The organism is Parvibaculum lavamentivorans DS-1 (genome assembly GCF_000017565.1).
Taxonomy (GTDB): Bacteria; Pseudomonadota; Alphaproteobacteria; order Parvibaculales; family Parvibaculaceae; genus Parvibaculum; species Parvibaculum lavamentivorans.
In genome coordinates this window covers 770064-783479 of sequence record NC_009719.1, presented here as the reverse complement: position 1 = coordinate 783479, position 13416 = coordinate 770064, and the positions used below count along the sequence as shown (strand labels likewise).

General features: G+C 64.7%; 12 protein-coding genes. 6 read left to right on the top strand and 6 right to left on the bottom strand.

The annotated features are described in order from the left end of the window. Nucleotides 1-43: 43 nt before the first annotated feature. On the bottom strand, nucleotides 44-1717 hold the full coding sequence (locus PLAV_RS03660) for an electron transfer flavoprotein-ubiquinone oxidoreductase (RefSeq protein WP_011995633.1): 1674 nt from the start codon (nucleotides 1715-1717) through the stop codon (nucleotides 44-46). A gap of 248 nt (nucleotides 1718-1965) precedes the next feature. Between PLAV_RS03660 and PLAV_RS03655 the strand changes: the two genes are divergently transcribed. Both PLAV_RS03655 and PLAV_RS03650 read left to right on the top strand, forming a co-directional pair. Next, nucleotides 1966-2838: a uracil-DNA glycosylase gene (locus tag PLAV_RS03655; RefSeq protein WP_011995632.1), complete on the top strand. Its 873-nt coding sequence runs from the start codon at nucleotides 1966-1968 to the stop codon at nucleotides 2836-2838. A 76-nt stretch (nucleotides 2839-2914) separates the two neighbouring features. After that, complete coding sequence (locus PLAV_RS03650; RefSeq protein WP_011995631.1) at nucleotides 2915-4765, top strand: lytic transglycosylase domain-containing protein; 1851 nt, start codon at nucleotides 2915-2917, stop codon at nucleotides 4763-4765. A gap of 3 nt (nucleotides 4766-4768) precedes the next feature. On the opposite strand, the gene PLAV_RS03645 is transcribed toward PLAV_RS03650, so the two are convergent. Next, entirely contained in the window at nucleotides 4769-5356 is a 588-nt protein-coding gene (locus PLAV_RS03645) for a TetR/AcrR family transcriptional regulator (RefSeq protein WP_011995630.1), read from the bottom strand. Between the two features lie 201 nt (nucleotides 5357-5557). Here PLAV_RS03645 and PLAV_RS03640 point away from each other — a divergent pair, with 201 nt between their 5' ends. The 4 genes from PLAV_RS03640 (at nucleotide 5558) to mscL (ending at nucleotide 11402) form a co-directional block, all read left to right on the top strand. Then, a complete protein-coding gene (locus PLAV_RS03640; RefSeq protein WP_011995629.1) occupies nucleotides 5558-6772 on the top strand; it encodes an efflux RND transporter periplasmic adaptor subunit in 1215 nt (404 codons plus the stop codon). Nucleotides 6773-6922: 150 nt separating this feature from the next. Continuing rightward, nucleotides 6923-10132, top strand: coding sequence for an efflux RND transporter permease subunit (locus tag PLAV_RS03635; RefSeq protein ID WP_011995628.1), 3210 nt, complete (start codon nucleotides 6923-6925; stop codon nucleotides 10130-10132). A 221-nt stretch (nucleotides 10133-10353) separates the two neighbouring features. Then, nucleotides 10354-10893, top strand: a complete 540-nt coding sequence (gene moaB, locus PLAV_RS03630) for a molybdenum cofactor biosynthesis protein B (protein WP_011995627.1) — start codon at nucleotides 10354-10356, stop codon at nucleotides 10891-10893. Between the two features lie 80 nt (nucleotides 10894-10973). Next, complete coding sequence (mscL, locus tag PLAV_RS03625) at nucleotides 10974-11402, top strand: large conductance mechanosensitive channel protein MscL (RefSeq protein ID WP_011995626.1); 429 nt, start codon at nucleotides 10974-10976, stop codon at nucleotides 11400-11402. A gap of 28 nt (nucleotides 11403-11430) precedes the next feature. Here mscL and PLAV_RS03620 read toward each other — a convergent pair whose 3' ends face one another. From PLAV_RS03620 to PLAV_RS03605, 4 genes are all read right to left on the bottom strand, one after another. Then, nucleotides 11431-11733 (bottom strand): type II toxin-antitoxin system RelE/ParE family toxin, encoded by a 303-nt coding sequence (locus PLAV_RS03620; RefSeq protein WP_011995625.1) that lies wholly within the window; start codon nucleotides 11731-11733, stop codon nucleotides 11431-11433. Then, nucleotides 11730-11975, bottom strand: a complete 246-nt coding sequence (locus tag PLAV_RS03615) for a type II toxin-antitoxin system ParD family antitoxin (RefSeq protein WP_041535829.1) — start codon at nucleotides 11973-11975, stop codon at nucleotides 11730-11732. Before PLAV_RS03615 ends, PLAV_RS03620 begins: the two co-directional genes overlap by 4 nt. Nucleotides 11976-12073: 98 nt before the next feature. Next, a complete protein-coding gene (locus tag PLAV_RS03610; protein ID WP_011995623.1) occupies nucleotides 12074-12673 on the bottom strand; it encodes a TIGR04282 family arsenosugar biosynthesis glycosyltransferase in 600 nt (199 codons plus the stop codon). 5 nt (nucleotides 12674-12678) lie between these two features. Continuing rightward, a complete protein-coding gene (locus PLAV_RS03605) occupies nucleotides 12679-13374 on the bottom strand; it encodes a TIGR04283 family arsenosugar biosynthesis glycosyltransferase (RefSeq protein ID WP_041536300.1) in 696 nt (231 codons plus the stop codon). Nucleotides 13375-13416 lie beyond the last annotated feature (42 nt).

The following is a 13416-nucleotide window of genomic DNA, read 5'->3' as shown; positions in this document are numbered from 1 at the left end:
AGGCGGCCGTGGCGCGGATCGCCACGGTTTCAGGCCCATAATCTCACATATTCGGGTAATTCGGGCCGCCGCCGCCTTCCGGCACCGTCCAGTTGATGTTCTGGGCCGGGTCCTTGATGTCGCAGGTTTTGCAGTGGACGCAGTTCTGCGCATTGATCTGGAAGCGCGGATTGGAGCCGTCATCGTCCCGCACCACCTCATAGACCTGTGCCGGGCAATAGCGCTGCGCCGGCTCGTCATACATCGGCAGGTTGTAGGCGATCGGGATTGCCGGGTCCTTCAGCTTCAGATGGACCGGCTGGTCTTCCTCGTGGTTGGTCGCCGAGAGGAAAACGGAAGAGAGCTTGTCGAAGGAGATCTTGCCGTCGGGCTTCGGATAGGCAATCGGCTTGCACTCGCTTGCCTTCTTGATCGACTCGAAATCCGCCTTCTTGTGCCGCAGCGTGAAAGGCAGGCCTATCCCGAGATTGTTCATCCACATGTCGATGCCGCCGAGGCCGATGCCGATGAAGGTGCCGAGCTTCGACCAGAGCGGCTTCACGTTGCGGACGCGCTTCAGGTCCTTGTAGACCGCGCTCTGTTCGTAGGCTTCCGTATAGCTCGTCAGTTCGTCGCCCTGGCGTCCGTCCTTCACCGCCTCGAAGGCCGCGTCGGCGCCCATGATGCCGGTCAGGATCGCGTTATGGCTGCCCTTGATGCGCGGCACGTTGACGAAACCGGCCGAGCAGCCGATCAGCGCGCCGCCGGGGAAGGTGAGCTTCGGCACGGACTGGAAACCGCCTTCGGTGATGGCGCGCGCGCCATAGGCGATGCGCTTGCCGCCGACAAAAGTGTCGACGATCGACGGATGATGCTTGAAGCGCTGGAACTCGTCGAAGGGCGAGAGATAGGGGTTCTTGTAGTTCAGGTGCAGCACGAAGCCGACCGAAACGAGGTTCTCGCCGAAGTGATAGAGGAACGAGCCGCCGCCGGTCGAATTGTCGAGCGGCCAGCCCATCGTGTGCTGCACAAGGCCCTTCTTGTGCTTGGAAGGCTCGACCTCCCACAATTCCTTCAGGCCGATGCCGAATTTCTGCGGCTCGCGCCCTTCGTCCAGCTTGAATTTGCGGATCAGCTCCTTCGACAGCGAACCGCGCACACCTTCGGCGAAGAGCGTGTACTTGCCGCGCAGTTCCATTCCCGGCGTGTAGCTGTCCTTGTGGCTGCCATCCCGCGCCACGCCCATGTCGCCGGTGACGACGCCGCGCACCGCGCCTTCATCGTCGTAAAGCACTTCCGCGCCCGGGAAGCCCGGATAGATTTCGACGCCGAGCCCTTCGGCCTGTTCGGCGAGCCAGCGGCACAGATTGCCGAGGCTGCCGATATAATTGCCGTGATTGTTCATCAGCGGCGGGAACAGGAAATTCGGGATGCGGATGCCGCCGGCCGGGCCGAGATAGATAAAATGGTCGGCCGTCACTTCCGTATCCACCGGGGCGCCCATGTTGCGCCAGTCGGGCAGCAGCGTGTCGAGACCGATCGGGTCCATCACCGCGCCCGACAGGATATGTGCGCCGATTTCGGAGCCCTTTTCGATCACGCAGACCGAAATGTCGAAATCCTCCTCCGCCGCCAGTTGCCGCAGGCGGATCGCCGCCGAAAGGCCCGCCGGGCCGCCGCCGACGATGACGACGTCATATTCCATGTATTCGCGTTCGACTGCCGCCTGGTCGCTCATTATTTCTTCTCCTTATCCGGCGTTTTCGCGCTTACGCGCGCCGCCGGACCGCCGCAAAAAACAGGGCTCCGTTATGGTGCGATTGACCCAATTGGTCAATATATTGAGGCTCATAGCCTTCGAGACGCTAGTTGCGTGTTATTCTCAACAAAGCCGCCCTTCTGGCCTGTGACGTAACAAGTGTAGAAGTGTGCCCCCGACCGTCAAACGTGACGCGCTGCTCGGCCACAAAGGAACCCTGACCGCCGATGAACCGCTCCGGCCCAGACATGACGCCCGAGGAAGCCGCCGCGCTCCTTTCCTTCTATGTGGAGGCGGGCGTCACGGATGCGTTGGGCGATGAGCCGGTCAACCGCTATGCGCTGGCCGACGAGGCGGCGCGGTCTGCTCCCGTTCCCCTCGCACGCGCGCCCGAAGCGCCACGCACCATTCGCGCCGATCCGCGCGGCGAGATGGCGCCGCCGCCTGCCGCCCGCGTCGCCGCGCCCGCCGCCATTCCGCTCGAGGATGCGCAGGCCGCCGAAAGCGCGCAGATCGCCGCCGCCCGCTGCAACACGCTCGAGGAATTGCGGCAGACGCTGGCGGCCTTCGAGGGCTGCCCGCTCCGCTACACCGCCAAGAACCTCGTCTTCGCCGATGGCAACCCGCAAGCTCGTATCATGCTGGTCGGCGAGGCGCCGGGCCGGGACGAGGATTTGCAGGGCCTGCCCTTTGTCGGCCGTTCCGGCCAGTTGCTCGACCGGATGCTCGCCGCCATCGGCCTAGACCGGACCTCCGTCTATATCGCCAACACCCTGCCCTGGCGCCCGCCGGGCAACCGCACGCCCACCCCCGCCGAGCACGCCATCTGCATGCCCTTCATCGAGCGGCATATCGAGCTCATGGCGCCGAAAGTGCTGCTTCTCCTCGGCGGCGTTTCCGCCAAGCAGCTCCTGCGGACGGATACCGGCATCATGCGGCTGCGGGGGCGGTGGACCACGGCGCGGATCGGCGAATGCGATATCCCGGCCCTGCCCACCCTCCATCCGGCCTATCTGCTGCGTCAGCCCGCCCAGAAGCGTCTCGCCTGGCGGGATCTCATGTCCTTCCGCGCGTGGCTGGACGAGACCTCTGCCGATTAACCTTTTTCGTCTTTTTCTGGCACGTCCGGACCTATCCGGCCTTGTGAGCCGGGCTTGCTTGGCTAAGATACCGGCCATGAACCGGGGGGCTCGTCATCCTTCCGCCGCGCAGCCGGCGGACCATCCTTTCACTGTGCTCGTCAGGCGGGCGGCGCTTCTTGCGCTGCCGCTTCTCGGTGCGGCGCTTCTCGCCATGCAGCCGGTCCAGGCCGGTAATCTGGCGGCGCAGACCCCCGCCGCCACGGCCAGCCTCCAGCCGAAGCGCATCTGGAGCCCCGAAATCCTCAGCGGCACCGACCGCGAAACCTATCGCAAGCTCTTCGAGGCGACCGAGCGGGGCCGGTTCGCCGAAGCCGACAAGCTCGCCGCGAAACTCAGCGACCGCCGCCTGATGGGCTATGTCCTTCATGCGAAATACATGGGCGCGCATTACCGGACGAGCTATGCGGAGCTGCGGGACTGGCTTGCCGCCTATAACGACTTGCCCGGCGCGGTCGAAATCCACAAGCTCGCCATGCTGCGGCGGCCCGCCTCCGCCGCCGTGCCGCAGCGGCCGGCGCAGCGCCGCTGGCGCCAGCCGGTGCATGCCGCCTATGCCGTCGATGGCGGCATGATGGAAAACCCGTCGCCGCGCTTCCGCGAGATCGACAATGAAATCCGCCGCATGGTGCGCGACGGCAAGGGCGAGACCGCTCATGCCTATCTCAAGAGCCGCAATATCCAGGCCGCGCTGACAAGCGCCGAATACGACAAGGTGCGCGAGCGCGTCGTCGCTTCCTATTTCCTCGAAGGCGAGGACAACCGCGCTTATCTGCTCGCCAATGAAATCCTCCAGGCTCATGCGCGCGAAGTGCCGCTGGCGGACTGGTATGCGGGGCTCGCCGCCTGGCGCATGGGAAATTACGACAATGCCGGACGGCATTTCGAGCGGCTGGCGCGGGCGAATGTGTCCTATTGGTCGAAGGCGGCAGGCGGTTTCTGGGCGGCGCGGGCCTGGCTCGCCGACGGCCAGCCTGAAAAAGTCGCGCCGCTGCTCGAACTCGCCGCCGATACCGGGCCCACCTTCTACGGCATTCTCGCAACGCGCCAGCTTGGCCGCGACCTCCGCATCGACTGGATCGAGCCGCGCGTCGATGAAGCTTCCTTCCGTGCACTGACGGAAAATCAAGCCGTTGCCCGCGCCGTTGCCCTTGTCCAGATCGGACGGCGGGACATGGCGCGCGAGGAACTGGTGCGCGCCCACGCTCATATCGATCCGTCGCTCGATCAGGCGCTCATCGCGCTCGCCATTGCCTACGATCTTCCGGCGGTGCAGCTTCAGGTCGCGAATGCCGCCCATCTGCCGGCGCGCGGCGCGCGCAACGGACGCATCCCCCTCAATGCGGGCCTCTTTCCGGTGCCGGATTACAAGCCGAGCACGGGATATAAAGTCGACCGCGCGCTGCTGCTGGCCTTCATGCGGCAGGAAAGCAAGTTCCAGCCGGATGCGATGTCTTATGCGGGCGCGCGCGGCCTCATGCAGATCATGCCCGCCACAGCGAGCCACATCACACAGGACCGTTCGCTCGCACAGGCGAACAAGGACAAGCTGCTCGACCCGACTTTCAACGTCACGCTGGGGCAGGAATATCTCGCCGAACTGATGAGCGCGGGCGAGCCTTACGGCAATCTCTTCATGCTCACCACCGCCTATAATGGCGGCCCGGGCAATCTCAGCCGCTGGCTCGCAAGCATGGATTTCAAGGGCGACCCGTTCCTCTTCATCGAGAGCATTCCGGCCGCCGAGACGCGCGGCTACATCGAGCGCGTCGTCACCAATTACTGGATCTACAGCGAGCGCCTCGGCCAGCCCGTCGGCACGCTCGACGCCTCGGCCTCGGGCACCTGGCCGGTCTATGAAAGCGCGGTCGGCAGCATTCGCCGCTAGGCCCTATTCCGGCCAGACCTTCATCGCCATTTCCGCCACCTGCTTCAGCTCCTTCGCCGTCGCGCCGCTTGCGGCCTGCACGGACATGCCGCGCATGATGGTGGAGATGTAGCGGGCGAGCGCGGCGGGGTTGGCGTCCTTGGGCAGGTCGCCTTCCTTCTTCGCGCGTTCGAGACGCTTCTTTATGTCGGTCTCGCTTGCCTTGCGGCGCTCGGCCAGCTCTTCGCGGATGGCGCTGCTTTCCTCGCCGCCCGAAAGCCCGGCCGTCACCAGCAGGCAGCCCTGCGGATGGCCTTCCTCGCATTGAAGCTTGGCGGATTGGCAGAGCAGCCGCTCCACCGCTTCGCGCGCGGTCGGTGCGGCCAGCGCCTCTTCTATATAGCAGCCCTGCATCTCTTCATATCTGTCGAGCGCGCGGCGGAAGAGGCCTTCCTTGTTTCCGAAACAGGCATAGAGGCTCGGCGGGTTGATGCCCATCGCCGCCGTGAGGTCGGACAGCGACGCGCCCTCATATCCCTTCCGCCAGAACACGACGAGCGCCTTGTCGAGCGCCTCGCTCACATCGAAAGCGCGGGGACGTCCCATTGCCATCGTTTTCCTCCAATTCTTTTTTTAGTTCTCAGTACATAAGCATCTTGATAGGTGGCCTTCAACCCCCATATTCGTATCCATCGCTACACAAGTCGTTACAGAAGTCCCCCTCTCCGACCCGCCGGACCGCCCCTCCCCCGGTCTGCCTCCGGCCAAAACAGTCAGTCTTTTCAAGACCTTGAGTATTAAAGGAGTTTCGCCATGAAAAACTTCGCCCCCCACACCCTTCGTGGCCGCCTGCTGGGCGCCGGTATTGCGCTCGCTGCCGTCGCCGGCATTGCGGGCTTCGGCCTCACCGCCGAAAACGAGGAGAGCGCCGCCGCCCCCCAGGCCGTCGCCGTCTCGGTCGCCACCGTCGATGAGCGCGAAGCCGCCGGCTGGGATGAGTTCTCCGGCCGCCTCGAAGCCGTCGAGCGCGTCGAAATCCGCCCCCGCGTCGCCGGCGTCGTCCAGGACGTTCACTTCCGTGAAGGCTCGCTCGTCCGCAAGGGCGACCTCCTCTTCACCATCGACCGCGCGCCCTACGCGGCCGAAGTCCAGCGCGCGGAAGCCCAGCTGGCCTCCGCCCGGTCCAGCTACGCCTTCGCGAAGGTCGATCTCGACCGTGCCCGCCAGCTCGTTAGCAAGGGCACGATCTCCAAGCGCACCCTTGATGAGCGCGTCAACATTTTCGGCGAGGCCGAAGCCGCCCTTCACGGCGCCGAAGCCAATCTCGAGGCAACGCGCCTCAACCTCGAATACACGGAAATCCGCGCGCCGATCTCGGGCCGTGTCGGCAAGGCCGAAATCACGACGGGCAATCTCGTCGCGGCCGGTCCGGGCGCCCCGGTTCTGACCACGCTTGTCTCGGTCAGCCCCATCTATGCCAGCTTCAATGCCGATGAGCGGGTCGTCGCGCGTGCCTTGAACGGTCTCGCCGGTGCCGATGCCCGCACGCAGGTCGGGCAGATCCCGGTCCAGATGGGCACCTCGGCCACGGATGGCACGCCCTTCCGCGGCCATCTCCAGCTCATCGACAACCAGGTCGATGCGCTGAGCGGCACGGTCCGGGTCCGTGCGGTCTTCGACAATGAAGACGGCACCCTGATCCCCGGCCAGTTCGCCCGGCTCCGCATGGGGCAGGCCCAGTCGCGCCCGGTGATCGCCATCACGGAACGCGCCGTCGGAATCGATCAAGACAAGAAGTTCGTGCTCGTGGTCGAAGAAGACAACCACGTCGCCTACCGCGAAGTGACGCTTGGCGAATCCTTCGGCGCCTTGCGGGAAGTGACGCATGGCCTCGCCGCCGGCGAACGCATCGTGGTCAACGGTCTGCAGCGCGTGCGTCCGGGCGATCTCATCGAGCCCCAGTCCGCCTCGATGGAATATCCCGCCCAGGTTGCAGAGGCCGGTAATGGCCGGACGGCGACGCGGTAAGTCGCCTCACTGAAGAAGACCGCTCAGGTTTTGCAGCGGGCGCCGGCGAGCCGGAACCTTGCCGGAGCCCACTGCAAAACATGAGGCCCGAAACCCGAACGCTGCAGCGCCGCAGAGCCTCCAGCGCATCCGCAAACCGGAGCCACAGCCATGAACATCTCCAGGTTCTTCATCGACCGCCCGATCTTTGCAGGTGTGCTGTCGATCATGATCTTCCTCGCGGGTCTGCTCGCCATGCCGAACCTGCCGATCTCCGAATATCCCGAAGTCGTGCCGCCCACCGTCGTGGTCCGCGCGCAATATCCCGGCGCCAATCCCAAGGTGATCGCGGAAACGGTTGCAACGCCGCTTGAGGAATCCATCAATGGCGTCGAGGACATGCTCTACATGTCGAGCCAGGCGACGACCGACGGGTTGATGACGCTCACCGTCACTTTCCGCCTCGGCGCCGATCCCGACAAGGCGCAGCAGCTCGTGCAGAACCGCGTCTCCCAGGCCGAGCCGCGCCTGCCGGAAGAAGTCCGCCGCCTCGGCGTCACCACCATCAAGAGCTCGCCCGACCTCACCATGGTCGTCCACCTGACCTCGCCGAACGACCGCTACGACATGACCTATCTGCGCAACTACGCCGTCCTCAACGTGAAGGACCGGCTGGCGCGGATCGAGGGTGTCGGCGAAGTGGGCCTCTTCGGCTCCGGCGACTATTCCATGCGCATATGGCTCGACCCGCAGAAGATCGCGGAGCGCAATCTTTCCGCCGGCGATGTCGTGCAGGAAATCCGCTCGCAGAACGTGCAGGCGGCGGCCGGCATCATCGGTGGCTCGCCCTCGCTGCCCGGCATCGACCTGCAGCTTTCGGTGAATGCGCAAGGCCGCCTCCAGACGCCGGAGGAATTCGGCGAGATCATCGTCAAGACGGGCGAAAACGGAGAGGTCACGCGGCTTCGCGATATTTCGCGCATCGAGCTTGGCGCCGCGGAATATGCGCTTCGTTCGCTCCTCAACAACAAGAGCGCCGTCGCCATTCCGATCTTTCAGGCGCCCGGCTCAAACGCGATCCGGATTTCCGACAATGTCCGCGAGACGATGGCGGAGCTGAAGGAACACATGCCGGAAGGCGTCGACTACTCGATCGTCTACGATCCGACGCAGTTCGTGCGTGCCTCCATCGAGGCGGTGATCCACACATTGCTCGAAGCGGTGGCGCTCGTCGTCCTCGTCGTCATCCTCTTCCTGCAGACATGGCGTGCCTCGATCATCCCGCTGCTCGCGGTTCCCGTCTCGATCATCGGCACCTTCGCCGTCATGTATCTCTTCGGCTTCTCGATCAATGCCTTGAGCCTCTTCGGCCTCGTGCTCGCCATCGGCATCGTCGTCGATGACGCCATCGTCGTGGTGGAAAATGTCGAGCGCAATATCGAGCGCGGCCTCAAGCCCTTGCAGGCAAGCTATCAGGCCATGCGCGAAGTCTCGGGTCCGATCGTTGCCATCGCGCTCGTCCTCGTCGCGGTCTTCGTGCCGCTGGCCATGATCTCCGGCCTTACCGGCCAGTTCTACCGCCAGTTCGCGCTCACCATCGCGATCTCGACGGTGATCTCGGCAATCAACTCGCTGACGCTGTCGCCCGCGCTCGCGGCGCTTCTGCTCAAGGGCCATGACGCGCCGAAGGATGGGCTGACGCGCTTCATGGATCGCTGGCTCGGCTGGCTCTTCCGCCGCTTCAACGCGCTTTTCTCGCGCGGTTCGGAAGCCTATGGCCGTGGCGTCACCGGCGTCCTTTCGCGCAAGGCCGCTACGATGGGTGTCTATCTCGTGCTCGTCGCGCTCGCGGCGCTGATGTTCCGCGTCGTGCCGGGCGGTTTCGTGCCGGCGCAGGACAAGCAATATCTTGTCGGCTTCGCACAACTGCCCGACGGCGCCACGCTCGACCGCACGGAGGATGTCATTCGCCGCATGGGCGAGATCGCGCTCGAACAGCCGGGCGTCGTCAATGCCATCCAGTTCCCCGGCCTCTCGATCAACGGCTTCACCAACAGTGCCAATGCCGGCATCGTCTTTCTCGGCCTCGACGAGTTCGACAAGCGCAAGGACCCTGCCCTCAGCGGCATCGCCATTGCCGAACAATTGAACGAGAAGTTCGGCGGCATACAGGATGCCTATATCGCCATGTTCCCGCCGCCGCCCGTTCAGGGCCTCGGCACGATCGGCGGCTTCAAGCTGCAGATCGAGGACAGGACAGGGCGCGGCTATGCCGAGCTCGATACCGTGACCAAGGCGTTCCTCGCCGCCGCCGAGAAGGCGCCGGAGCTGACGGGCCTCTTCTCCAGCTATCAGGTGAACGTGCCGCAACTCTATGTCGATCTCGACCGCACACGCGCACGCCAGCTCGGCGTTCCCGTGACCAGCGTCTTCGAGACGATGCAGGTCTATCTCGGCTCGCTCTATGTGAACGACTTCAACGTCTTCGGCCGCACCTATTCGGTGCGCGCTCAGGCCGATGCCGCCTATCGCGCGCGGCCGGAGGATATCGGCAAGCTCCAGGTGCGTTCCAATTCCGGCGAGATGGTGCCGCTCTCCGCCCTTGTCCGCGTGCAGTCGAGCACGGGGCCGGAGCGTGCCTTGCGCTATAACGGCTTCCCCTCGGCGGATGTGAATGGCGGGGCCGCGCCCGGCTATTCGACCGGCGAGGCGCAGGCCGCCGTCGCGCGCATCGCCGCCGAAACGCTGCCCAAGGGTTTCGAATATGAATGGACGGAGCTCACCTATCAGGAAATCCTGGCGGGCAATTCCGCGATCCTCGTCTTCCCGATCGCGATCTTCCTCGTCTTCCTGGTGCTGGCCGCGCAGTATGAAAGCCTGACGCTACCGCTCTCGATCATCATGATCGTGCCGACGGGCCTTCTCGCCGCGATGACCGGCGTCTGGCTTTCGGCGGGCGACAACAACGTCTTCACGCAGATAGGCCTCATCGTCCTTGTCGGTTTGTCGGCGAAGAACGCCATCCTGATCGTCGAATTCGCGCGCGAGCTCGAATTCGCGGGGCGCTCGCCCTATCAGGCGGCGGTCGAGGCGAGCCGCCTTCGCCTGCGGCCGATCCTGATGACGTCGATCGCCTTCATCATGGGCGTGCTGCCGCTCGCCACCTCGACGGGTGCGGGCGCGGAGATGCGCAACGCCATGGGCATCGCCGTACTCTCCGGCATGCTCGGCGTCACGATCTTCGGCATCTTCCTGACGCCCGTCTTCTACGTGCTGCTCCGCCGTCTCACCGGCAACAGGCCGCTCCGCCAGCATGGCGAGGCGCTCGATATCGGTGAGCCCGGCGGCAACGAGGTATCGGGTGGCCACCAGACCGCCTGATCCCTGCCCCCCGCCCCGGCGCGTTCCGGGACTGCCGCCGTTTTCCCTCGGGCGGCGGCTCTCCGCGCCGGGCACCGCCGCCGCGCCGTCTTCATGGCTGATGGCGCGGCGGCAACGGCGGGACTCTTGAAATCTTTTGGTCTATAAGGCGCCTTCCCTTGCGGAAAGCCGCCCCCAACACAGGGCCCCTCCAACAGGCCCCCTCACAGGCGAGTGTCCTCATGCCCGGCATCGATACGTCACGCGACTTCATTGCTCTCAACATCGCGGTCCTCACCGTCTCCGACAGCCGTACACCGGAAACCGACAAATCGGGCGATGTGCTGGCCGAGCGGATCGCGGCGGCGGGACATAATCTCGCGGCGCGCAGCATCGTCTCGGACGACATCGTTCTCATCCGCCGCCTGCTGAAGCAGTGGGTCGCGGACAGCCGGATCGACGTCGTGATCTCGACAGGCGGCACCGGCCTCACCGGCCGCGACGTGACGCCGGAGGCTTTCCAGTCCGTCTATGACAAGGAGATCGAAGGCTTCGCGGCCGTCTTCCACCGCATCAGCTACGACAAGATCGGCACCTCGACCATCCAGTCGCGCGCCACAGCCGGCGTCGCCGACGGCACCTTCCTCTTCGCGCTGCCGGGTTCGCCCGGCGCCTGCAAGGATGGCTGGGACGAAATCCTCGTCCACCAGCTCGACAATCGCTTCCGCCCCTGCAACTTCGCCGAGATCATGCCGCGCCTGACCGAACACAAGCCGCAATAGCAGGCTTTTTGCCGTTGTGCCCTCCTCCTTTGCGCGGCACCCTTTCTTCGGGTAGCGGGAATCACTTCGAGGAGAGGCCAATGTTCAAGGAATTTCGCGAGTTCGCCCTCAAGGGCAATGTGCTCGACATGGCGGTCGGCATCATCATCGGCGCCGCCTTCACCACCATCGTGCAGTCGCTGGTCAACGACATCATCATGCCGCCCGTCGGCGTGCTCATGGGCGGGGTCGACTTCACCGATTATTTCATCGCGCTCACATGGAGCGATGTCGCGCCCGTTTCGGTCGATGCCGCGAAGGAAGCCGGCATTCCGGTCATCGCCTATGGCCGCTTCATCAACGCCGTCATCCAGTTCGCGATCGTCGCCTTCGCGCTCTTCCTCGTCATCCGCCAGATGAACCGCCTCAAGGCGCGCATTGCGAAAGGCGAAGCCCCCGCCCCTGCCGCCCCGCCGCGCCAGGAAGTGCTGCTGGAAGAAATCCGCGACGCGCTACGGGCGAAGGGCTGATAAAGAAAAACGGTGCGACCGGCCGTTGTCACGGCTCGTTCAGATGCGCGGATACGTCCATGCGCTGATGAAGTATCCGCACCACGTCGATGACCCCGCCGTTCCCGATACGAAAGAACAGAAAATGGGAACCGGCGGCGAGCTTCAGATAGCCGGGGCGAATGCCGTCGATCGCGCGGCCCTTCTTTTTCCCGCCCGCCAGCGCCTCGCAGGCATCGCGAATTTGCAGAATGTAGGTCTCAGCCCGTTCCGCGCCCCATTGCTCGACGGAGTAGTTCCATATCTCTTCGAGATCGGCTCGCGCGGCTGGCGAAAAGACATAGGCGCTCATTTCGAGCGCGACGTCTGTTTCTCGCGGATAAAATCATCGAAATCGAACGGCGAGGACGGGCCGCTTTGTTCGCCCGCGATCAGGGCCGCGCGCAGCGCTTCCACCTTCGCTTCATGCTCCTCGAGCAGCCGCAAGGCGGCACGCACGACCTCGCTTGCCGAGCCGTAACGGCCACGCGCCACCCGGCTTTCGACAAAGTCGTTGAAATGATCCCCGAGGGAAATGGACGTATTCTTTGCCATGAGCAGCCTCCGCGTCGATACCAATATATAATATTTATTGGTACTTTCAACTGAATATCGACTTCAGGCCGCGCATTGCGTGTCGTACAGGCCGTCGTTCACCCGCGCTTCCACTTGGCGTAATCCGCGCCCGTGTCGATGTCCGGCAGGCTTTCCAGCATCGCCACGCTCATGCTCTGCCTACGGACATTCTTCACGGTGTCCGCCAGCGCATATTCGCTCGACCAGCGCACGCCCTCGAAAATATCCAGGACACGCGGCCGCCGCTTCAGCCCCACCAGCCAGTAGCCGCCATCCTCCGCCTGGCCGAACACGGCGTCGTGCCGCCCCAGCGCCGCGAAGGCGGCGGCCACTTGGGCCGCGCCGATGCCCGGAATATCCGCACCGACGATTACCACCGGCCCCGGCGGCAGGTCGCGGAAGAGCCGTCCCATGCGGTGGCCGAGATCGCCCTGCCCTTGCGCGATGCGGGGAATGCCCTCCGGCCAGATGCCCTTCTCATGCACCGCCCGGTCGGGCGCCAGCGCCAGCAGGGTCCGCCAGCGCGGATCGTTGCCGACGCGCCGGATCAGCCCCGTGCTCGCCCCGCGAAAAAAACGCAGCGCCTCGACGCCGCCCACGTCCCGCGCCAGCCGCGTCTTCACACGGCCGATCAGCGGCGTCTTCGCCATGATGACAAGTTGCGGATCGAGGGACATGGCCCTCACCCATACATCCGCGCGATCACCCTCGGCGGCACCCGCAGATAATAAAGCGCGAGGCAGAAGAGATTGCGGAAGGAGCGCGCGACGAAGCCTTCTTTCAGGTAGCGCGCCGGGCTCGTCACCGCGAGCGTCCGCATCATGACGAGGCGGCGGCGCGGAATGCGGCGGACGAGATCGACATCCTCCATCAGCGACAGATCGCGGAAGCCGCCCATGCGGTCATAAAGCCTGCGGTTCACCAGCAAGCCCTGGTCGCCATAAGGCAGCCTGAACAAAAAGCAGCGCAGCCCCACCATCCACTCGATGAAGCGCGCCCAGCCGGAGAAGTCGTCCAGCGCGAAGCGGAACGCCGCCGCCATCTCGTGGTCGCGGAAGCGGCCGCTCTCGATCTGCTCGAAAAATTTCTCGACCTCGCTCACCCAGCCGGGCTCCAGCACCGTGTCGGCATGGAGAAAGAGCAGCCAGTTGCCGCGCGCCGCTTTCGCGCCCGCCATGAGCTGCTTGCCCCGGCCGCGCTCGGCCCTGACGAGCTTCGCCCCCGCTGCCTCGACGATCTCCAGCGTCTCGTCGCCGGAGCCGCCATCGACCACGATCACCTCCTGCACCAGCCCGCGCACAGCCGCCGGCACCAGCGGCGCCAGCGTCCGGGTCAGGGTCTCTTCGGCATTCAGTGTGGGAATGATGACGCTCAACATGGCGCGCATCATAACGATCCAAAGGTTTTAGCCAAATGAAGG